Source organism: Reyranella sp. (genome assembly GCF_965228225.1).
In the GTDB taxonomy this organism is placed as follows: Bacteria; Pseudomonadota; Alphaproteobacteria; order Reyranellales; family Reyranellaceae; genus Reyranella.
Genome location: NZ_OZ245801.1, coordinates 673625 through 694252 on the forward strand (window position 1 = coordinate 673625; position 20628 = coordinate 694252).

At 61.7% G+C, this 20628-nt stretch carries 23 protein-coding genes and 3 pseudogenes; 10 read left to right on the top strand and 16 right to left on the bottom strand.

Annotated elements, in window-relative coordinates; all coding sequences use genetic code 11:
• Window positions 1-11 precede the first annotated feature (11 nt).
• Both ACO07K_RS03210 and ACO07K_RS03215 read left to right on the top strand, forming a co-directional pair.
• Window positions 12-2060 carry a heavy metal translocating P-type ATPase gene (locus ACO07K_RS03210; protein ID WP_422034461.1) on the top strand — a complete coding sequence of 683 codons (2049 nt, stop codon included), beginning with the start codon at window positions 12-14 and terminating at the stop codon, window positions 2058-2060.
• Between the two features lie 110 nt (window positions 2061-2170).
• Window positions 2171-2521, top strand: a complete 351-nt coding sequence (locus ACO07K_RS03215) for a hypothetical protein (protein WP_422034462.1) — start codon at window positions 2171-2173, stop codon at window positions 2519-2521.
• Here the strand turns inward: ACO07K_RS03215 and ACO07K_RS03220 are convergent.
• Window positions 2478-2663: a hypothetical protein gene (locus ACO07K_RS03220; RefSeq protein ID WP_422034463.1), complete on the bottom strand. Its 186-nt coding sequence runs from the start codon at window positions 2661-2663 to the stop codon at window positions 2478-2480. The genes ACO07K_RS03215 and ACO07K_RS03220 overlap by 44 nt on opposite strands.
• 262 nt (window positions 2664-2925) lie before the next feature.
• On the opposite strand from ACO07K_RS03220, the gene ACO07K_RS03225 reads away from it, so the two are divergent.
• Both ACO07K_RS03225 and ACO07K_RS03230 read left to right on the top strand, forming a co-directional pair.
• A complete protein-coding gene (locus ACO07K_RS03225) occupies window positions 2926-3480 on the top strand; it encodes a TRAP transporter small permease subunit (RefSeq protein ID WP_422034464.1) in 555 nt (184 codons plus the stop codon).
• A gap of 1 nt (window position 3481) precedes the next feature.
• Window positions 3482-4852 carry a TRAP transporter large permease gene (locus ACO07K_RS03230; RefSeq protein ID WP_422034465.1) on the top strand — a complete coding sequence of 457 codons (1371 nt, stop codon included), beginning with the start codon at window positions 3482-3484 and terminating at the stop codon, window positions 4850-4852.
• A 19-nt stretch (window positions 4853-4871) separates the two neighbouring features.
• On the opposite strand, the gene ACO07K_RS03235 is transcribed toward ACO07K_RS03230, so the two are convergent.
• Complete coding sequence (locus tag ACO07K_RS03235; RefSeq protein WP_324506005.1) at window positions 4872-5267, bottom strand: MerR family transcriptional regulator; 396 nt, start codon at window positions 5265-5267, stop codon at window positions 4872-4874.
• 73 nt (window positions 5268-5340) lie between these two features.
• Here ACO07K_RS03235 and ACO07K_RS03240 point away from each other — a divergent pair, with 73 nt between their 5' ends.
• Window positions 5341-6195, top strand: coding sequence for a cation transporter (locus ACO07K_RS03240; protein ID WP_324505977.1), 855 nt, complete (start codon window positions 5341-5343; stop codon window positions 6193-6195).
• The gene (lspA, locus tag ACO07K_RS03245; RefSeq protein WP_324505979.1) at window positions 6195-6668 is read left to right on the top strand and encodes a signal peptidase II; all 474 of its coding nucleotides are present in this window, start codon (window positions 6195-6197) and stop codon (window positions 6666-6668) included. Before ACO07K_RS03240 ends, lspA begins: the two co-directional genes overlap by 1 nt.
• A 79-nt stretch (window positions 6669-6747) precedes the next feature.
• On the opposite strand, the gene ACO07K_RS03250 is transcribed toward lspA, so the two are convergent.
• Together ACO07K_RS03250 and ACO07K_RS03255 are read right to left on the bottom strand one after the other, a co-directional pair.
• Entirely contained in the window at window positions 6748-8703 is a 1956-nt protein-coding gene (locus ACO07K_RS03250; RefSeq protein ID WP_324505981.1) for an FTR1 family protein, read from the bottom strand.
• A gap of 180 nt (window positions 8704-8883) precedes the next feature.
• Window positions 8884-9507: pseudogene (locus ACO07K_RS03255) on the bottom strand (HAD-IC family P-type ATPase); the annotation flags it as partial.
• A gap of 24 nt (window positions 9508-9531) precedes the next feature.
• Here ACO07K_RS03255 and ACO07K_RS03260 point away from each other — a divergent pair.
• Window positions 9532-9867, top strand: coding sequence for a c-type cytochrome (locus tag ACO07K_RS03260; protein WP_298306091.1), 336 nt, complete (start codon window positions 9532-9534; stop codon window positions 9865-9867).
• A 31-nt stretch (window positions 9868-9898) separates the two neighbouring features.
• Here the strand turns inward: ACO07K_RS03260 and ACO07K_RS03265 are convergent.
• The 4 genes and pseudogenes from ACO07K_RS03265 to ACO07K_RS03280 all read right to left on the bottom strand — a co-directional run.
• Window positions 9899-10189, bottom strand: a pseudogene (locus tag ACO07K_RS03265) (efflux RND transporter permease subunit); the annotation flags it as partial.
• A gap of 22 nt (window positions 10190-10211) precedes the next feature.
• Window positions 10212-10539: pseudogene (locus ACO07K_RS03270) on the bottom strand (efflux RND transporter permease subunit); the annotation flags it as partial.
• A 283-nt stretch (window positions 10540-10822) separates the two neighbouring features.
• The gene (locus ACO07K_RS03275) at window positions 10823-11812 is read right to left on the bottom strand and encodes an SUMF1/EgtB/PvdO family nonheme iron enzyme (RefSeq protein WP_298306094.1); all 990 of its coding nucleotides are present in this window, start codon (window positions 11810-11812) and stop codon (window positions 10823-10825) included.
• Window positions 11805-12137 carry a DinB family protein gene (locus ACO07K_RS03280; protein ID WP_298306097.1) on the bottom strand — a complete coding sequence of 111 codons (333 nt, stop codon included), beginning with the start codon at window positions 12135-12137 and terminating at the stop codon, window positions 11805-11807. The genes ACO07K_RS03275 and ACO07K_RS03280 overlap by 8 nt, the downstream gene beginning before the upstream one ends.
• Here ACO07K_RS03280 and senB point away from each other — a divergent pair.
• Window positions 12136-13107, top strand: coding sequence for a selenoneine biosynthesis selenosugar synthase SenB (gene senB / locus ACO07K_RS03285; protein ID WP_298306100.1), 972 nt, complete (start codon window positions 12136-12138; stop codon window positions 13105-13107). The two genes, ACO07K_RS03280 and senB, sit on opposite strands and share 2 nt — an antisense overlap.
• A gap of 24 nt (window positions 13108-13131) precedes the next feature.
• On the opposite strand, the gene ACO07K_RS03290 is transcribed toward senB, so the two are convergent.
• From ACO07K_RS03290 to ACO07K_RS03320, 7 genes are all read right to left on the bottom strand, one after another.
• The gene (locus ACO07K_RS03290) at window positions 13132-13446 is read right to left on the bottom strand and encodes a hypothetical protein (RefSeq protein WP_324505985.1); all 315 of its coding nucleotides are present in this window, start codon (window positions 13444-13446) and stop codon (window positions 13132-13134) included.
• A 78-nt stretch (window positions 13447-13524) separates the two neighbouring features.
• A protein-coding gene (locus ACO07K_RS03295) for an IS5 family transposase (RefSeq protein ID WP_298306103.1) occupies window positions 13525-14288 on the bottom strand; the annotation gives its coding sequence in 2 pieces (ribosomal slippage) (window positions 13525-13950 and window positions 13953-14288; 762 coding nt in all).
• Window positions 14289-14858: 570 nt separating this feature from the next.
• Window positions 14859-15893, bottom strand: a complete 1035-nt coding sequence (locus ACO07K_RS03300) for a copper resistance protein B (protein WP_298306106.1) — start codon at window positions 15891-15893, stop codon at window positions 14859-14861.
• On the bottom strand, window positions 15890-17620 hold the full coding sequence (locus ACO07K_RS03305; protein ID WP_298306109.1) for a copper resistance system multicopper oxidase: 1731 nt from the start codon (window positions 17618-17620) through the stop codon (window positions 15890-15892). The genes ACO07K_RS03300 and ACO07K_RS03305 overlap by 4 nt, the downstream gene beginning before the upstream one ends.
• Before the next feature lie 78 nt (window positions 17621-17698).
• The gene (locus ACO07K_RS03310; protein ID WP_298306112.1) at window positions 17699-18274 is read right to left on the bottom strand and encodes an RNA polymerase sigma factor; all 576 of its coding nucleotides are present in this window, start codon (window positions 18272-18274) and stop codon (window positions 17699-17701) included.
• Window positions 18264-18701: a periplasmic heavy metal sensor gene (locus ACO07K_RS03315; protein WP_298306115.1), complete on the bottom strand. Its 438-nt coding sequence runs from the start codon at window positions 18699-18701 to the stop codon at window positions 18264-18266. The genes ACO07K_RS03310 and ACO07K_RS03315 overlap by 11 nt, the downstream gene beginning before the upstream one ends.
• Entirely contained in the window at window positions 18698-18979 is a 282-nt protein-coding gene (locus ACO07K_RS03320; RefSeq protein WP_298306117.1) for a hypothetical protein, read from the bottom strand. The genes ACO07K_RS03315 and ACO07K_RS03320 overlap by 4 nt, the downstream gene beginning before the upstream one ends.
• 289 nt (window positions 18980-19268) lie before the next feature.
• On the opposite strand from ACO07K_RS03320, the gene ACO07K_RS03325 reads away from it, so the two are divergent.
• The gene (locus ACO07K_RS03325) at window positions 19269-19754 is read left to right on the top strand and encodes a DUF305 domain-containing protein (RefSeq protein ID WP_298306120.1); all 486 of its coding nucleotides are present in this window, start codon (window positions 19269-19271) and stop codon (window positions 19752-19754) included.
• 138 nt (window positions 19755-19892) lie between these two features.
• Window positions 19893-20078 (top strand): hypothetical protein, encoded by a 186-nt coding sequence (locus tag ACO07K_RS03330; RefSeq protein ID WP_298306122.1) that lies wholly within the window; start codon window positions 19893-19895, stop codon window positions 20076-20078.
• 112 nt (window positions 20079-20190) lie between these two features.
• Here ACO07K_RS03330 and ACO07K_RS03335 read toward each other — a convergent pair whose 3' ends face one another.
• Window positions 20191-20457, bottom strand: coding sequence for a hypothetical protein (locus ACO07K_RS03335; protein ID WP_422034468.1), 267 nt, complete (start codon window positions 20455-20457; stop codon window positions 20191-20193).
• Between the last annotated feature and the right edge of the window lie 171 nt (window positions 20458-20628).

Below are 20628 nucleotides of genomic sequence, written 5' to 3' on the forward strand. Positions count from 1 at the left end.
GAAGACATCTCATGCCGACCCAATTCCCAACGAACGAAACGCAGAAACCACATTCGCACTCTCATGCGAAGGGAGAGCCACACGGGCAGAAGGGAAGTAGGCATTCACATTCACATGCGGGCTTCCTTGGTCGGTATGCCGAGTTGATCCTATCGCTCGGGAGCGGACTGCTGGTAGGCTTAGGCTTCGCGATCGAACAAGGGGAATGGGCACCCGGTTGGGTATCGCTGACACTCTATTGCGGGGCTTATCTGGCGGGCGGCTCCTACACTGTACGCAAAGCCTTTGACAACATACGCCGCGGCAGGTTCGAGATCGACACGCTTATGCTGGTGGCGGCGGCGGGCGCGGCGGCCATCGGCGCCTGGGCCGAAGGCGCATTGCTTCTGTTTTTATTCAGCCTTGGACATGCGCTTGAGCACTTTGCCATGGGCCGGGCTACGCAGGCCATAGAAGCCCTTGCCGAGCTTGCGCCCCAGACTGCGACCGTGAAGCGTGACGGACAGACGCATGAGATTCCGGTTGATCAATTGGCCGTTGGCGACGTCGTCGTCGTGCGGCCGAACGAACGACTACCTGCGGATGGCTTCGTGATCCAGGGACAGTCGAGCGTAAACCAGGCGCCTGTAACGGGCGAAAGCATTCCGGTCGACAAACAGCCCGTTCCAGACCTCGACATCGCACGGACTAGACCGGAGATCATTGCCTCTTCGTCGCGTGTCTTCGCAGGGACCATTAATGGCTCGGGGGCGCTCGAAGTCCAGGTGACTCGCAAGGCGAGTGAGACCGTTCTGGCGAAGGTCGTTAAGATGGTCAGCGAGGCGGAGTCTCGCAAGTCGCCTACGCAACGCTTCACCGACAAGTTTCAGCGGTTCTTCGTTCCAGCCGTCTTGATCCTGGCCGTCTTGCTGTTAGGGGCAGGGCTGGTCGTCGACGAACCGTTTGCCGCGAGTTTCTACAGGTCAATGGCGGTGCTTGTTGCCGCCAGCCCTTGTGCGCTGGCTATCGCAACGCCAAGTGCCGTGCTCTCGGGCGTTGCACGAGCGGCTCGGGGCGGCGTTCTCATCAAGGGCGGCGCGCCGCTCGAAGCATTGGGCGCCGTCCGCGCCATCGCATTCGACAAGACGGGTACCCTGACCGAGGGAACCCCTCGCATCACCGATGTTGAGCCAGTGGAAGGGGTAACGGCCGAGGAGTTGCTGGCAGTCGCGGTGGCCGTGGAATCCGCCAGCGACCATCCCCTGGCGCTCGCGATTGTGCGGGACGGACGTCAGCGCCTTGGGAATCGAACGCTGGAGCCCGCGAGCGACGTGCAGAGCCTCACCGGACGCGGCCTCCAGGCTAAGATCGGTGGCGATGTCGTGTGGATCGGGAAAGCGGAGATGTTCGGCGCGGATGGTGTACCAGCTATCAGTCCTGACGCCAGGTCCGCGATCGAATCACTCCGCAATTCTGGGCGGACAACGATGGTGATCAAGAAGGGGGAGAGGGATCTCGGTGTCATCGGGCTGATGGACTCGCCGCGATCGGCCGCACGGCAGGTGATCGCTCGTCTGCGTGAACTGGGTATTCGCCGCATGGTGATGCTTTCGGGTGATCATCAGAAAGTAGCAGATGCGATTGCTAGCGAAGTTGGCCTCGATGACGCCCGCGGTGATCTTATGCCCGAGCACAAGGTCAAGATCATTGGTGTTCTTAAGGAGGAGTCGCGGCTGATCGCGATGGTCGGAGACGGTGTCAATGATGCTCCGGCCATGGCGGCCTCTACGGTTGGCATCGCCATGGGCGCTGCAGGTTCCGATGTGGCGCTGGAAACTGCGGATGTTGCCTTGATGGCAGACAGGCTTGAGCATCTTCCCTTTGTCGTTGGTCTCAGCCGATATACGCGCTCCATCATCCTGCAAAACCTGTTTGTCAGTCTCGGTGTGGTGGCACTGCTGGTGCCTGCGACAATCATCGGCCTGGGAATAGGACCGGCTGTCGCAGTCCACGAAGGATCCACGCTGCTTGTCGTCATAAATGCACTGAGAATCCTAGCATATCGGAATGACGCCCTGTGACCAAGGAGCGGTCGGCTCCCCCCAAGCCGACGAAGGAGCCTGTGTGCAGCTCCCAAGTCAAAGATCTTCTGGATGTGCATGACCCACCACCTAACCTTCAGGAGTATCCTATGAGACGACTCATCTATGCATTCGCGCTACTTGCGCTGACGGGATGCTCTGGCACAGTGCCCGCATCGGGCGAAACCTCTGACGGCGAGACGTTCACTGGCACCTTTAGCCGGCGATCCGATGGCATTGGAGGCGTGGTGCTGTTGCGCAGCGACAAGGGCGCGAGCTGCGAAGGTCGATGGAATCTCGACGAGGATCAGACCGGCTCGGCGGTCGTGGTCTGCAGTGACGGCCGAACCGGAACTGCGGAGCTGTCGGCCCAAGAAGCCAACGGCACGATGAAGGGTATGCTTGGAGGAAAGCCCTTCAAGGGGACTTTTCAGGATCCCATCCGCGTCCACGCAAAATAACTTGTTCGGCGATGACATGCGAGATCAGCTCGACTACGCCTTCGATCCGCTCCCTCATCAGAGCGACGTCGGCGGTCTCCAGCGCAACATCGATGCCGCCGCCCATCGCGACGCCGACCGATGCGGCGGCGAGCGCCGGCATCGTTAATGACATCGCCCTCCAGCGCAATCGGTCCTTCGGCACGATAAGCCCCGATCGCGGCAAGCTTGGCGTCGAAGAGAAGCTCGGTCCGCACGTCGAGGCCCACCAGGCTGCCGATCGATATGGACGTGCATGCATTGTCGCCAGCGCGCATCCGGACGCGGCTGGATCCCGAGAGCCTTCAGAAAGGCGCACACAGCATTCCGTCTTGATCCTGTAGGGGCTACAGGTCGCATCATATGCGGAATGTCCGGAACAGATCATGCGACACCTGCTTGAAATCGCGAATAGAATCGATGCGCTGAACAGGACCGTTGCCAGGGTCGTGCGATGGGGACTGCTCGCCAATGCAATCCTCATCACCCTGAATGCATTGAGCCGGAAACTGCTTTCTATCGCCTACTCATCGGCGTTCGACCTCCAATGGCAGTTCTTTGCCGCCACCGTCCTCCTGATGGCGGCTTATACCTTCCAGCGCGACGAGCACGTCCGTATCGATATCGCGACGGAAAAGCTTGGCGAGCGCGGACTTGCGTGGCTCGATCTCGCCGGCATTTGCCTGGTCCTTCTTCCCGTCTGCGTGGTGCTTGTATGGGTGAGCACTCCGCATTTTCTGACCTCTTTTCTCTCCGGCGAAAGCCGGGCAACCCGCGAAAGCACGAGTGAGATTCCCGGCTGGATCATAAAGGGCTTCATTCCCGGCGGTTTCCTCCTGCTCGGCCTGCAAGGCGTGGCCGAGGCGATCCGCTGCGTCGCGTGCATCAGAGGCGTTCTGCCGCGACCCGTGCGCCGCAATATGCTGATCGAGAAGAGCTGACATGGGCGAGATCTTCGCGCCCGCGATGTTCCTCTGCCTCGTGCTGGCCTTGTTCTTCGGATTTCCGGTCGCCTTCACCTTGGCAGCTGTCGGTGGCGCTTTCGGAATCATCGGCATCACGACAGGCCACTTCCACCCTGCCTTCCTCATCAACATGGTCTTCAGGATCCAGGGCGTATTCAACAACGATAACCTGCTGGCGCTACCGCTGCTGATCTTCATGGGAATGCTGCTCGAACGTACAGGCATCGCCCAGGATATGTTCGTGGCACTCAATCGCCTGTTCGGAAGACTTGCCGGAGGACTCGCCTATACAACGATCATCGTCGGCGCGGCCCTGTCGGCGATTACGGGATTTGTATCGGCGTCCGTCGTCGCCATCGGACTCATGACTTTACCGGTGATGCTCCGCTCGAAGTACGATCCGCGACTTGCCACGGGCGTGGTCGCCGCAGCCGGTACTCTCGCCCAGGTCATTCCGCCCAGCCTGGTTCTAATCATCCTCGCCGAACAGCTCGAAGTGTCGCTTCTCGAGATCTACCGCGGCGCGCTGTTGCCGGCTGCGCTGTTGATCGCGCTGTATCTGCTCTACATCTTCTTTGCCACGCGCTGCTTTCCGGAATGGGCACCGCCGGCGCCGGAGCATGAGGCCGCGACGCGATGGCAAATACTCGTCGAAGTGCTGCGGGCGGCTGGTGCACCTCTGATCATCGTCTCGGCGGTTTTGGCCGCAATCTACTTCGGCGTCACGACACCGACCGAAGGCGGTGCCATCGGCGTTTGCGCCATCCTGCTCGTGGGTCTGGTGAGCCGAAAGCTGACCGGCCGCAACCTCCGGCAGGCTCTAGATGTCACCGGGATACTCTGCTCCGGCATCATCTTCCTGTTGTTGGGGGCCTCGTTCTTCATACTGGTCTTTCGCGGCGTCGGCGGCGACCTCTGGATCGAATCGCTCTTCGCCCATCTGCCGGCCGGTCAGCTTGGTTTCATCGTATTCGTCAATGCTGCGATTTTCGTCCTCGCATTCTTCATGGATTTCTTCGAGATCGCCTTCATCGTGCTGCCGCTGATCGCTCCCTTGGCGCGGCAGCATGGCATCGACATGGTTTGGTTCACGGTACTGCTGGCCGTCAACCTGCAGACCTCGTTCATGCATCCACCTTTCGGGATCGCGCTCTACAATCTACGCAGCGTAACGCCCGCTACAATTCGGACGTCGCAAATCTATTGGGGAGCGGTGCCGTTTCTCGCGCTGCAAATCCTGATGGTGGGATTGCTCATCGCCTTTCCCCAGATCGTGACGCGCCCGCCGGCCGCACCACCAACCGGGCCCATAACCATCGAGTTGCCCGGGCCACCCGCCGACAATTGAAACGGGAGGAGCTGAAGAATCAAACCATCGTCGAGAGCGCATCGATCACGCGACAATCCATGACGCGGCCGTTCTTGCAGCTACGCACCATTCGCTTCAATTCGTCGCGCAGTACGTTCAGGCGGCTCAATCGGCTCTCGACCGCCAACAGTTGAGCGGACGCCAGATCCGACGCGGACTTGCACGACAATTCAGGCGTCTCCTGCAGGGCGAGCAGCGCGCGCACGGAGGCCAGTTCAAAGCCAAGGTCGCGAGCGTGGCGGATGAACGCCAACCTTCTTACATCCTGCTGGCCATAGATCCGGCGACCATTGGCGGCACGCAGCGCCTTCGGCAATACGCCGACACGCTCATAGTAGCGGATCGTCTCGATATGAACGCCGCTTTGCTTGGCCAGAGTACCGATAGGCATCATCACGGATGACCTCTTGTTCCTGTAGTTACTACAGGATGTATGATCGCGCGACGCAGGACAAAGGACAAGCGATATGGACGCGACAACCCTTGAACGCACGGTGCGATATCGCGTTACCGGCATGGATTGCTCCTCGTGCGCAGCGAAGATTGAAGGCGCAGCTCGCAAGTTGCCCGGGATCGACGATGTCAGGGTTTCGATCGCCTCCCAGGAGATGACACTCAAGCTGGGTGACAAGGGAACATCGTTGCCGGAGCTTGAACGGACGATCACCGGTCTAGGCTACCAGCTCACAAAGCTTGGCGCCGATGACGACGACGACAGGGTCCCGGACCTTTCCCATGTAAAACCGGCATACAAGCGTGCCCTCTGGATCGTCATCCTTCTTAACGTCGGTTACGGCGCAATCGAGATTGTCGGCGGCTTCCTCGCCGGCTCGCAATCGCTCAAGGCCGACGCCCTCGATTTCCTGGGTGACGGGCTGATTTCGTTTCTTGGTCTGATCGCCATTGGGTGGGGACTGAGGGCCAGGGCGAGTGCGGCACTGTTGCAGGGCATTTTCCTCGCGGCCCTCGGCGTCGGCGTGATCGTGTTCACGGGATACCGCGTGCTGGTCCTCAGCCAACCCCATGCCGAACTGATGGGCATTTTTGGCGCGGTTGCGCTTGCGGTCAATGTCGCTGCGGCTCTCGTCCTCATTCCTCATCGTACCGGCGACGCGAACGTCCAGGCGGTCTGGCTGTTCTCGCGCAACGACGCCATTGGCAACGCGGCCGTCGTCGTTGCGGCAGCACTCGTCTGGTGGACAGGAACGCCGTGGCCTGACCTCGTAGTCGCTGCGGTGATAGCCGGGCTCTTCCTGCACTCGGCCTGGTCCATCATTGGCCACGCACGCGCCGACCTGCAGCAGGCCGGTCGCACGGCCTAATGCGGCCGGTGCAGGACGTCGGAATCGGCTGCGCGCTTGCTGCATCCATCGTTGATCAGGCAAGCAAGGCCATCGCCATTTCGATGGGGCCGCGGCTGGAAGCCGGAATCGAGGTGTTGTCGGTCTTCAATCTCATCCTCGTGCGCAATCGCGGCGTGAGCTTCGGATTGTTGGCTAACCTTCCCTGGTGGGCGCTGGCGATTACTGGCCTCTTGGCCGTCGCAGGCCTTTCCGTCTGGCTGTGGCGCACCGACCGGAAGTTGGACGCCGCCGCTATCGGTCTGACTATTGGCGGTGCACTCGGCAACATTATGGACCGTATGCGGTTCGGCGCCGTGACCGATTTTCTCGACTTCCATGTTGGCATGTACCATTGGCCAGCGTTTAATTTCGCCGACATTTCGATCGTGAGCGGTCTTGCGTTGTTGCTCTGGAGAACGCGGGAAGAGCATCGGCGTGAACCTGCGAACTGAACAACGAAGAATACGGTGCGTTGATACGATTCAGCGCTCGTGGGCTGACGGGTGAATCGCAATGCCAGAAGAATATTCGTTATTGCCTGGCCGACGAGCGGCGCTGGTTTTGCCAGAAACCGATCGCCAATAAGGCCGCCATCGCGACTTGAGCGGAGACGCCCTGAATGGTCGGATAAAGCCCGAGAAAATCCATGCGGATAACCCCCGCCAGTTGATCAATGGGAATCCAGCCCGCCTCCTGCAGGGCCGCAATGCCCTTTCCGACAAGCACCACGCAAAGGACGGCAAGCAGCATCGAGCTGAAAGCGAAGAACTTGGCAATCGGCAACGAACGGCTGTAGCGCATCAACGCCGAGGCAATGATTGCAAGCATGGCCACCGCCGATGCCGCGCCGGCAAGGACGGCGCCGGCATTGTTCTCGTCCCATATGGCGGCGAAGAAGAGAATGGTCTCGAAGACCTCGCGATAGACGACGACGAAGGTCAGCCCGAACAGACCCCACATCGACTCGCGCGAGAGTGCGCGATTGAGCTTGTCACGGATGTAGCGCTGCCATTCGCCGGCTTGGCTCTTGCCATGCATCCAGATCCCGACCCACAGCAAAATCAGGGCAGCGAAGAGAGATCCGAAGCCCTCGGTCAACTCGCGATCCGCGCCACTGATGGAAATTGCATACGTGGCGAGGCCCCATGTGAGGAAGCCGACGGCCAAGGCCGCGATCCAGCCGCCATGAACATATCGAGTGGCTTCCGGTCGGTCGGCTTTGCGCAACATGGTCAGCATGACGACCACGATCAAGAGCGCTTCGAGGGCTTCGCGGAGAAGCAGGGTGAAGGCGCCGAAAAAGCTCGATGCACTGCTCGCATGGCGGGGGTCGAGCGCCTCTTCGGCTTGGTCCACTAGACCGTCGATTGTTTTTGCCTGCGTGCGAACGGCGTCCACAGTTGCTCCGCGTCCGATCGCGGCGCGCAGTTCTCCCATGGCGCCTTCAATGCTGATCATGAGGTCTTTGTTGCGCGCCGAGAGCAAAGGCTCGACGGGTTCGAAGCCGTCGAGATAGGCGGACAGGGCAAAGTCCGTCGCAGCGCGACGGTCGCCTTGTTCGTAGGAAAGGACTGCAGAGGTCAGCCGCGTGCGGACGAGCGCAAGCGAGGCGTTGGTCGAGGGTATTACGGCCGCCGGATTGCGCCGAAGATAGGCCAGAAGGGCGCTTGCCTTTTCGTCGCCCACACGACTGGCCAGCACCGCCGGCCGCTCGCCGACCAGGTTGATCAGGTTCATCTGCTGGCGAAGGTCCGCGTCGCTCTGCCAGAGCTGCTGCCCTTTAGCGGCGTCCGCAGCGGGAAAGGCCAGCGAGCCGACGTAAAGGGCAAGTGCCCAGCGGTCCTGGGACGGCAAGTGCGCGAAACTCGCCATGCTGGTGCCGTCGAGGCCCTGCTCTATCACTTGGTAGAGTGCGAAGAGGCTACGCTCGATGGCGCGCTCCTTATCGGTGAAGTCGATGGGAGGGGGCTTGAGGTCGGCTGCTGCAGGTCCCTTGCCGTTGCCGCGGGCACCATGACAGTTCGCGCAATGCTCGGCATACAGGACGCGCCCGGCCGCATAATCCGGCACAACGGCAGGCGCCAGCGGCACGGGATAGGCTTTGATCAGGTCCGCGGCCAGATTGCGCGCGAGTTCGGCGACCAACTCGGCCTTTTCCTTGTTCTCAATGGCCCCCTGAAGCTCTACGGCACGTTTGCGAAGATCGCTCTTGGCGTCGGACGCCGGCAACCCTTCCAGCCTCTCCGTCACCGACCCAACGAACTCGACCATCTCCTTGTATTCTTCGCTGCTGACGACAACGCCGTCTCGGACCGCACCGCCATAGTCGATTGCCATGTAGTCGAGCAGACGCCAGATCGTCAGTGCTGGTGCAGTGTCGGCACGGGCTCCAAGCAGGAAGAATTGGCTGACGAGCAGCAGTGCAAATGCCGCTATTCTAGGACTCAACATAATCGCCTGCTTCCGTACGGACTTGGTCGTGGACAAATATCAGATCGGTACAAACGGTCGCGTGACCCGGTGTGCCAGCTTCGCGCCGCAAGAGTATGCCGCAAAAGCGTGATGGCAGGTTTGTCCACGAGGGTCTGCGACGTATTGACTACATGACATCTACCGCGTGGCGTGTGGTCGAGTGCCCTCGACACAGGGAAGGCGCGGCGCTGACCTTCAGTCCGGGCTTCGACGACCGTAGCGTAACAGCCGCAGGGCGTTGGCGGTGACCAGCACCGTTGCGCCGGTGTCGGCGAGGATCGCCATCCAGAGCGGTGTGCTGCCGACGAGGGTCGTTACCAGGAAGATGGCTTTCAGGCCGAGCGCGAGGGCGATGTTCTGCCAGATGTTGTGCATGGTCGCCCGCGACAGCGAGATCAGCTCGCCTACGCCTTCGATCCGTTCCTTCATCAAGGCGACGTCGGCGGTCTCCAGCGCAATGTCGGTGCCGCCGCCCATTGCGATGCCCACCGATGCGGCAGCGAGTGCCGGAGCGTCGTTGATGCCGTCGCCGACCATCGCAATCGGTCCCTCGGCGCGGTAGGCCGCGATCGCGGCGAGCTTGGCGTCAGGCAGAAGCTCGGCCCGCACGTCGAGGCCGAGCAGGCTGCCGATCGACGTGGCAGTGCGTGCATTGTCGCCGGTCAGCATGACGCAGCGCACGCCGAGAGACTGCAGCCTCTCAAGGCCGGCACGCGCATCCGGACGCGGCTGGTCGCGCAGCGCGATCATTCCTAGCGCCTGGGCGCCCTGCAGGACGACGACCACGGTCTTGCCGGCCTGCTCCAGCGCCGCGACCCTGTCCGCTTGATCCGGCGTGACCAGGTGGCGCTCGGCAAGCGGCTCTACGCGACGGCTTGCGCGAGTTGCCACCGAGGCGCTCTCGAGGGACAGCCGGACTGGCAGCGGTGCCTTCCCAATGGCCGGCTCTCAGCACCTCCGCATGACGCAAGCGGGCATACGTGGCATCATTCGGACACCTTCCTGATGAGCGTCACCCAGCGTGGTCCCGCAGCCTATCCGAAGGGTTATCTGACCGATATGCCAGCCTTCCGAGATTCCCTTTCGGATCGCGAGATCGCAGCGATCCTGTCTCATATCAAAAGCGAGTGGCCGAAGGACATCAGGGTTCGGCAGAACCGCCTCAATAGCGCACGATGAGGGTCTGCCGCTCCGCCGCATATAGCTGACCTTATTTGAGATCGATATTGAGAATCGATCTGCACGTGGCGGTTGGTTGCCATCCCTTCACCAATCCATAGATTGCGGGATTCACGAGCAAGGTAAGCAGCGTCGAACTCGCCGTCCTGCCGAGCATCGGCACAGCGATGCGCTGCATGACCTCCGAACCGGTGCCCTCGTTCCACAGGATGGGCAGTAGGCCGGCGGCGATCGCCGTGGCCGTCATCTTGGGCCGCACCCGCTTGACGGCACCCTCCATGACAGCGCCATGGAGATCGGTGCGCGTGAAGGCACGGCTCTCCTCGGCACATCGGGTGCCGTCGAGCGGGGACCGTCGCGGTGACGGCGCGGCCTGCCTTGCCCAAACACCGAGGTGACCTCGGGGAACGACTTTTTGATCTTGTTATAGGTCTGCAGCAGCTTGGCCGACTTGGCCACCGAGAGGCCGGCAGGGTGACCGGCATATAGAATAGCGTGCCCTCGTCGAGGCTCGGCATAAACTCGACCCCGAGCCGCATTGCCGGCCACGCGGTCGCGGCAAGAGCAGCCATGGCCAGTCCCACGGTGAGCACGCGCGCACGTAACACCAGGGGAATGGCCGGGCGGTAGAGCCAGATCAGCGCGGTTCATCGGGTTGCGTCGCTCGGGCATGTGTGTGGTGCGCTCAGGATACTGATGGATGAACTAAAGCGACGCCTCGCGGAACTTCCCAAAGTCAGGAGATCGTGGCCTACTGTCGTAAGATCTGTTGTGTGCTGTCCTTCGAAGCAGTCGCGATGCTGCGGAGGAGAGGGTTCCTTGTTCGCCGCCTCGAAGAAGGCTTCCCTGAGTGGAAGGCGGCGGATCTTGCAACGGAGGCTTCAGGCGCTGATTGGCCGCGATTGAGAGTCACGCGGGCGAGACTCGATGTCTCCGCCTCCATTCCCAGGGTGGCTCAGACACCGCAACTGCGGAAGCCGGCCAGGACGTCATTTCGATCAGGTGTGAAGAAATTGCGATAGGCGGGTCGGGCAATTCGAGCACTTGTTGCCCAGCAGCCACCGCGCAGCACCTTGCGGCTGCCAAACCAAGGCTGCGAGCAATCCGCGTAAGGATCGGCTGAGAAGCCGTCGAACGGCAGGAAGTCTGAGGCCGTCCATTCCCAGACATTGCCGATCATCTGCCGGCAGCCGAATGAGCTGTCGCCTTCGCCAAGCGCCGCAACGTCAACCGGCCCACCGTAGGCAAAATCGAGACTGGCTTTTGCAGGTGACGGCGGATCATCGCCCCACGGCCAGCGTCTGCGGGTGTTGGACAGCCGATCACCTGCAGCTTCGCCAACGGCAGCGGCTTCCCACTCGGCTTCGTTCGGAAGTCGTCTGCCGGCCCAGCGACACCACGCGCTCGCCTCGAACCAGTTGACGAATACAACAGGTGCGTCGGGCTGCAGCGGCCGAGCTTCGCGATAGTGCCGCGTCGTCCAGATGCCATCGCATTTGGTTAGCCAGTAGACGGGGCGCTCGGCATTGCGCGTCTGTCGCCATGTCCAGCCGGCATCGCACCAGAACTCACGCCGATTGTAGCCACCCTCATCGACAAAGGTCGCAAACTCGCTATTGGTCACGGCGGCTCGGGCAATATGAAAGGGGGCCAACTCGACCGGATGTGCCCACTTTTCGTTGTCGAAGATGTAGTCGTCGGTTTCGGTCGAACCCAGGCGCCAGGAGCCGCCGGGGACTGCGCCATCGCCCGGCAACGCTCCAGCAGACGGCGGGGGCGCGCTGCCGAGTCCCTGGGGCGGCGCATTCGAGGAAGTCTGGCGTATGTAGCTCTGCGCCTCGACGTGCATGTCCTCATGCCGGATCGAAAGCTCGTAGAAATAGCGGGACTCGCCGTTGATTCCGCGACTTAGAAGCTCCTCCTGCCTTGCCAATACGTCAGCCATGTAGCGGCGGGTGCCGATGCGGTCCGGCAGGTCGAGGGTCCAGCGCGTCTTGCGCTACATTGCTGGAATCCCAAAAGGGCTCGCTGCGCTCGATCAGCGGTGCTTCGCGCGCCGCGTGCCTTAGCGTCCAGTATTCGTGGAACCAGGCGATGTGGCCAATCTCCCAAAGCACCGGATTGACGATTTCCCGGTGGGGGCCCAACAATTCCGCCGATGATAGATCTTCCGTCAAACGCTCGGTGCGATGACGGGCCTCGCGCAGTTGCGCAATCAGGTCGGAGGCGGAAGCGCCGCTGGTCGGGCGAAGCGCATGGTCTTTGTCCATGAGGATTGTCCTTATCACACCAGCCGGGCCGACTTCACGCACGGGCAATCGGGTCGCGGCGTCCCGATGGGCTGGCATCCTGCGAAAGCTGGGCCACCACGTTACGATTGCGCCCAGCTACGATGGCAAGCGTTTCGATTTTATGGTCGCAATCCATGCGTGGCGGGCCGCCGAGTCGATCCAGCGGTTCAAGGCGCTATATCCTGCGTGCCCGGTCGTGCTGCAGCTCAGCGGTACTGATATCTACGAGTACCTGCAGTCTGATCCCGGTCCCACCCTGCGCTCGATGGAGCTGGCGGACCGGCTGATCGGCCTCAACGATCTTGTGCCGAATGTCCTTCCAAAGAGATTCAGGAGCCGGCTTCGCATCATTTTCGAATCGGCCGAGCCACCGACGCGGGAAAGGCGGCCCAGTGCCCGCGCTGTAACAATCGCTGTCATCGGCCACCTGCGGGACGTGAAGGATCCATTGCGGGCAGCCAAAGCGGTGCGTTTGCTGCCGCCAGAAAGCCGAGTCCGGGTCGAGCAGGTCGGCCGTGCATACGCGCAGCAATGGGCGGCGAAAGCCCGAACTGAGATGAAGGCCAACAAGCGGTACCGATGGCGAGACGACGTTCCCCGCGCTTCCGTGCGCGCGCTCCTGGCCCGCAGCCACGCGATGGTGATCTCGTCGTTGAGCGAGGGCGGGGCGAATGTCATTTCGGAAGCCGTTGCTGCCCGCGTACCGGTGTTGGCTTCGCGTATGGACGGAAACGTCGGTCTGCTCGGCCGCGACTACCCGGGATACTTCCCTGTCGGGGATACAGGGGCGCTTGCGCGGCTGCTGGACAAGCTGGAGCAGGAGCCGGGTTTTGTCAGATTGCTGGAGAAGGCCATCGCCCGCCGCGCACCGCTTTTCCGGCCTGCGCGCGAGGTCGCAACATGGCGACGTCTGCTTGCAGAATTGATCTCGCCATCAGGCCGAGATTAGTTGGGTCGCCCCGGACGGGAGCAACTATGCCGCTGGCGCGATGCGGCCGCCATTCTCGAAGGTCCGGTAGCGGAGCCACAGGGCGAGCTGGGACGGCAGCGCTGGAAAGCCGGCTACCGGAACGGCGCCGGTGCGCGGCGGCGGCGATTGCGGGCCCGATGACCTCGACGCGCAGTTCCGCAATATCTCCGTGGCGATCTGCAGATCGCGGCCGGCGGAGAAGCGCCGATTTTCCAGATCGAGACGGCGTACCTGACGCTGATCGCTCGAGCGCGGCGCTATATCTATGCCGAAAGCCAATATTTCGCGTCGCGCCGTATCGCCGAGGCGGTGGCGCAACGGCTAGACGATCCCAACGGGCGGGAGAGTCCTGTTAAATCCCTTCAAGTCAAAAGGCTGGCTAGGTCGTGTTGACACTTACCTAGTCCAGAGCACGATAGCGGCGAGAGTTACGACGGCAAAGTAGTTGCGAGCGGTCTTTTCGAAGCGAGGTGCGACGCGTCGGAATTGCTTGAGCCTGGAGAAGCAGCACTCGACGAGCTGGCGCTGGGCGTAGAGGTGTTCGTCGAGAGGGTGCTTGAGGGCTCTCGATGGGTTGTTGGGAATGACGGCCACTGCGCCTTTTGCAGCGATGATGTTCCTCAGCCTGTCACTGTCGTAGGCCGTGTCGGCCATGACGAAGTCGGCTGGCAGGCCCTCGATCAGGTTTTCGCCTTGAGGGGCATCGCCGCCCTGTCCGCCGGTCAGGAGGAAGCGGACGGGGCAGCCGAGCCCGCGGACCGCCATATGGATCTTGGTGCTCAGCCCGCCGCGGGAGCGGCCGAGAGCCTGATCTTCAGCCCCCCTTTTTTGGCGCCCGAAGCGTGCTGGTGGGCGCGGACGATCGTGGAATCGACGATCAGGTATTCGAAGTCGGGATCGTCCGATAGAGCCTCGAAGATGCGTTGCCAGATGCCTTTGTGGCTCCACCGGCTGAAGCGCCGGAACACACTGTTCCAGCTGCCGAACACCTCCGGCAGGTCGCGCCACGGCGAACCTGTCCGCACGATCCACAGCACCGCCTCCACGAACAGGCGATTGTCGCGGCCCGGCGTCCCGCGCGTGCGGTCGTCACCGATGATGTGCTGCGATATCCGTTCCCACTGGTCATCCCGCAGGATCAGACGGTCCAGAACTCCCAAGGCTGCCCTCCAAAAGACAGCCTTGAATCATGTTTTGGAGCGATGCGGAATCCCTAGAGTCCACACGACCTAGAGCCGATTGCCATAGAAACGGCCCGGGCCCGGCTCTTCGGGACTTTGCATCGGCTAGATCGATGCCAGGAGTCGCGGGCCGTCTGCGATCAAGGTCGACCTCATTCGCTGCCGACGAACGATCTTGATACTAGGTCTCTTTGTGCACCTTGTCTTGAGCTTACGCGACGGCTCGAAGCAGCAAGTTAAGATGGTTGCGGTCCGTCGCAAGTTAAGATCAATGCGGGCCGCCGCTTCGGTCCGCTCCCAGCTTGATCGCCGGACAGGGCGGTAGCAAAATCGGCCACTTCCTGAAGTGAGCAGGGTGGGAGTGGCGTGGCCCGTTCGCTCGGCTTGCCGACTGTGCGCTCGGATCGGCTTGGCAAGAGCGGGCGACATCCATCGCGCCGTAGAAGATGCACTTCTTCCGTAGGCATTGACTTCAATGGATTGATGACGGTCGACTTGCGATGGAGTTTACGTTGCCGCTTCTGACTGCGTTTCGTCTGGTTCTGCCCGCTAAAACCAGACCCGAACGCCTGCAACGAAACTCAGCACGGATGAAGCGCGGCCTTCCTGTGAGGCATAAGTCGCCGTCTGGCCGACCTTCGTGTCGTAGGAGATGCCGATATAGGGCGCGAATTCCCGCGTGATCTCATAACGCAGGCGCAAGCCGAGTTCGGCATTCGTCAGACCCGCACCCACGGCGTCTTCCGGTATATTCTGGGCGGCGAAGTTCAGTTCGACTCGCGGCTGGAGGATGAGACGCTGCGTGATGTTCTGGTCGTAGTAGCCCTCGAGACGCGCGAGCAGATTGCCTCGGGTCGAGAGGAAGAGCGCTCCTGATACCTCGAACCAGTATGGCGCCAGGCCTTCAAAGCCGAAGGTGGCGTAGGTCTGATGCAGCGGTGCGCTCAGGTCCTGCCGAACTCCGACCTGCAGGTTGAAGTACGGTCCGATGGCACGACTGTAGAGCGCCTGAACCTCAGCGGCGTCGACCCCCTCCCGGACATTGCCTCCGCCCTCGCTCTTGAAGGTGAAGCGATTGATGTCGCCGCCAAACCACGCCTCGCCGTCCCAGCGATAGCCCAATTCGCCGCGGTAGACCTGCAGTTCAGCCAGATTGAGCATGACCAGGTAAAAGGGCTGGCCGCCCTGCTCGCGCATCATCGCGGCGCGCGCCCGATCCATCTCGACCTTGTCGAATTGCCTGTCGGCATAGTGGTCGAGCGGCGGCGACGGCGCCGGGTCAGAGCCAGCGGGAAGGGCGGTCCCGCTCGGGCCGCCCCCTGGCGGGATCGGCGCCATCCCGCCGTCGGGAGCCTTTTGCGCGGGAGAGGCGTTACGCGGCATTGCCGGCACGGGCCCGGGTTTCATCCCCGGCATGGAGCTATGATCCATCCCGGGCATTGAACTATGATCCATCCCGGGCATTGAGCTGTGATCCATCCCGGGCATTGAACTGTGATCCATCGTAGGCACGGGCTGTGCAGTGGCGGCGCCCGATAACAGCGTGACCACGAGAACGCCAATGGCCCTCAAACCGCGGTTCATCGTGCACCTCCGGGAGCGCGGATACTGACCACGCGCATCATGCCGGCATGCATGTGATAGAGCAGGTGGCAATGGAAGGCCCAGTCGCCCACCGCGTCGGCGGTCAGGTCAAATGTCGCCTTGCCTCCAGGCTGCACAAGCACCGTATGCTTCCTCGGAGCATGATCGCCATGACCGGTCACCAGCTCGAAGAAATGTCCATGCAGATGGATCGGATGTCCCATCATCGTGTCGTTGACGAGGTTCACCCGGACTCGCTCACCTTTCAGGAATGGGATCGGCTGCATCTTGTCGGACATCTTCACCCCGTCGAACGACCACATGAACCGTTCCATGTTGCCGGTCAGATGGATGTCGAGCGACCGAGACGGCGCGCGAACGTCGGGATTGCGATCGAGCGCGACGAGGTCGCGATAATTCAGCACGCGATGCCCGACGTCGCCCAGGCCCTGTCCGGGGCTGCCCATGCGATCCTCTGGCATTGGTGAAATGGTCTGTACGCCCGGCGTCATCGCGACGCCTGGCGCGTTCTTCGGATTGCGCATGTCCATGTTCATGTCGCCGTGTTTCATACCGGTATGGTCCATGCCCTGCATGCTATCCATTCCCGACATATTCATTCCCATGTCCGTCATGGTTGCCAGGGGCCGGGGCCGCAGAGGAGGCACGTCGGCGGTCATGCCGGCCCGCGGCGCCAAGGTCGCACGAGCCATCCCGGATCGATCGACGCTCTCTCCTACAAGCGTATAAGCGCGGTTGTCGCGCGGATTGACGATCACATCATACGTCTCGGCGACACCGATCTGAAACTCGTCGACTGTCGTCGGACGAACATTCTGGCCATCGGCCTGCACGACTGTCAGGGGCAGGCCCGGAATGCGGACGTTGAAGGTCGTCATCGACGAGGCGTTGATGACGCGTAGACGCACGCGTTGGCCCGGCGAGAAGAGTGCCGTCCAGTTGTCATGCGGCCCGTGGCCGTTCACGAGATACGTGTAGGTCGAGCCCGTCACGTCGGCGATGTCGGTAGGATCCATCCGCATGTCCGCCCATTTGGCGCGATCCTTGAGCGGTTGGTCCTTGCCCGCCATCAGTCCGGCAAGCGTCTGCCTCTGGTAGTTGAAGTAACCGGGCTGCTGCTTGAGCTTGCGGAAGATGGCGTCCGGCGACATCGGACTGTGGTCCGACAGTACGACGACATGCTCCCGATCCGACTTGACCGGATCGGCGCCCGCCGGATCGATGACGATCGGGCCATAGTGTCCCGCCTGCTCCTGCAGTCCGGAGTGGCTGTGATACCAATAGGTACCGGATTGCTTGATCGCAAACTCGTAAATGAAGGTCGATCCTGGCTTGATGCCGGGGAAGGAGATGCCGGGCACGCCATCCATTGCAGGAGGCACCAGCAGCCCGTGCCAATGGATGGAACTGTCTTCCGTCAAGTCGTTGGTGACGCGGAGCCGAACGTTCTGTCCTTCTCGAAGCCGGACGAGTGGCCCGGGCACTGTGCCGTTGATGCCGATGGCGTCGCTGCGCTGCCCGTCGACCACAAGGCTCTGGCGGGCGATTTTGAGGGTGATGTCCGAGCCCGACACCGTCGGCAGCGGTGCTGCGATTCCCGCCGAGACAGGCTGCGCCCACGCGGGAAACCAGCCCGCGGCGACCATTCCGGCGCTGCTGGAGCCCGCCCCGACGAGGAGCCGGCGGCGATTCAGGATCGGCCTCATGGAAACTCCCAACTGATATGATTGCGCGCTCGTCTGGTAAATACGCAGATTGGACGACCAGCCCTCGTTCTATCTCGTCTATCGGCGCTGGAGGTCGAGTTGCTTGCGTAGCTGCTGGCGGGCGCGCCGCAGCCGGTTTTCGATGGCCTTTTCGCTCACCCCGAGAGTTCGGGCAGCTTCGGCCTGGCTCATGCCTTCCATCGTGTGCAGTACCAGCGGTTCGCGCAGCGCTGCAGGTAGCTGCGAAATTGCCCGCACCGTGCGGAGTAGCTCCTGTCGGTCGACAGATGCGTCATCCTGCCGGGGATTATCCTCCGCAACGGTGTCGGCCGTCGCGCCCAGCGGCAATGCAAAACCCAGAAAACTCCGGACCCGGCGCCTACGTGCGAGATCGCGGCATCGATTAAGGACAATAGCGACTAGCCAGGGCCGCAACGCGCGGCGCTCGTCGAACCGTCTCAACGCCCCATGAGCCGACACGAATACATCCTGAACGCAGTCGAGGGCGTCGTCCGCATCCCCGAGGCTCGCGAAGGCGATGCGATAGAGCACGTCGCGATGTCGGCGCACGATTTCCCCGAACGCGCGATCCCGCCCGGCGATGCTGAGCGCTACCAACTCGCTGTCGGAAAGTTCCTGGAGGTCAATGCTCACGACTGTCTTCAGTGAGGGCTTTCACCACCGCCTGGTCAAATCTCTTCGCTTGGTCCGGTCGCAGCAGCTCGCGCATTGCAAAGACATGCGCGAGCGTTTCCTTCTGCAAGCGACCCATTGCCTGGTGAGACCGGTCGACGGCGGCATTGACCCTCGGGCCGGCACCATGTTCGGCCTCGATCGCTTCCGCCAGGAGCGCGTTGTATGAGCGCAGTTCGAGTTCAATCGCCGTTCGGCGCACCGCGAACTGTCTTTCGAGGGCCTCCAGTCGGGACTTCTGATCGGCGTCGAGGTCGAGATACTCATGCATGAATGCATGGACATCCGATTTCGGCGTCGGGCGATGGTCGAGCACGACTCGCCCCACGAATACACCCATCAGTGCCGCGAGAAACGCGATCACAACTGTTCGCAGTGTTGCGTTCAACGGCCGCGTTCCAGCAGAGAGGAAGGCGCTAGGTGCGAGATGCCGCCCAACGAGGCGACAGTCGCCGCGACCGCGGTCGGCGCGGCCATCGCTACCGCGCCGCCAAGCCCGATGAGCAGCGCACCGAGAAAAGCGAGTGCATCGAGCCGCCATTGGCCAGCACGGCCTGCCCTGGCATCGGCAATACGCTGCAAAACAGTCGACTCGATATCCGCAAGACGTGGGTGGGTCAGGCCTTGCGACAATCGCCTCAAGGTCAAATCGAATTGGGTATCCATAGCTCCCTCCATTCCTCCGTGAATACGCGCCAGGCGCTTCCATCCCTTACGTCTTCCAGGATGCCCGTCAAAATACGCCCTGACGGCGAGGCGATGGGTTCGTCAACCGTGATCGCAGTGCAATTCCGTGCAGAAACGCACGTTGCCGGGCAGCAGCCTACGCGTCCGCGATGGCTAGCCCTCGTCGGCAGGCGTTCATCTTTGCTTGCTATTGTCGAGGTTGGCGATGCAACCTCCGGGTGCCCCCGTTGTTCCCCTTGATCGACAAGGATCGAAAAGGGGTCGTCAAATGTCCTATGCGCGCTTTGCGGCAATGATTGTCGTGTCGACTCTCGTGATGTTCGTGTTGATGTATCTCAACACCTACGCGATCGACCACGTCTTCTTCAGTCAGACGCGGGCCTGGATGGCTGTCGTGATGGGCGCGACGATGGCCGTGCTGATGCTCGGCTTCATGTGGAGCATGTACAAGGGCGGGGCGGCCAATGCCGTGATCGTGGTTTGCGCGGCCATTGCGTTCTCGGGCGCCTTGTGGCTGGTGCGCAGCCAGGAGACGGTTGACGACGTTGCCTACATGAAGGCCATGATTCCTCATCATTCGATTGCGGTGATGACCAGCGAGCGCGCCCATATCCGGAATCCACGCGTACGGGCGCTGGCTGACAGCATTTTACAGACACAGGTGAAGGAAATTGCCGAGATGAAGGAACTGATTTCTCAACTGGAGCGCCAGCCTCCCCCGGAAAGCGCCCCGCGGCTCCCGGCTCATCGATAGATCACGAATTGCTGCCAAACAGTCAGGCACGATACCTATGCGGCGGCGCAAAAGGCAAAGGATTCCGTACTTGGAATTAAGTCGAGACGTGAGGGCGCCAACTCCCAGGGATGGCGAGGCAGAGCGACTGAATCATAAATGCTTCTCGCCGAGCGCTCCGAGAAACAGCCCCTGCTGCAGCAGCGCGACCTTCCCGCGAGCCTGCAATCCCCGTCCGATGGCGACGATCAGCAACAAAATGGCATTGCCGTAAGTGATATGAGTCTTTCGGTGGCAAGGATGTGTCAATCGCGGAAAAAGCCGCAAGCATGGCTCACTTTCTGATCGGCGTGCGAATCCTCTTGAAACATCGAATAGGTTGACCGTTCGGCAATAATTCCGACGCTGGAAGCTTGTGGCAACCGCCTCCAGTGCGCGACTTCCCATAGAGTTCCTCCTATGGCATTGTGAAGCTCATGAAAGTCGGCGTGTGGCTCCGCACGGTGCTTCCGATCCTTGCGATCGTGGGGCTTATTGGCGGCCCGTTCGTCACCACGATGAGCGTGCCGATGATGGCGGATGCGTCGACAATTTCCGAGATGCCGGACGGCATGCCGTGCTGCCCGACTGAGAAACCTGCCGTTCCGGACTGCCAAAAGACCTGCACATTGACGACAACGTGTATGGCGAAGTGCTTCTCAATCACGCCGCTGTTTTCGGGCATGGCTTACATTCATTGGAAGCAGAGTGAGGTTATCCGCCCTGGCGGCGACGTCGCGGGCGACGCGCTCGGGCCAGAGCCTCCTGCCCGACCTCCGCGAACCTAGTAAATCGCCGGCGTTTGTACGCCGGCTCGCGCCGCTCCAGCGAGGCTCGGGCGGTTAAGAGCGTGTGG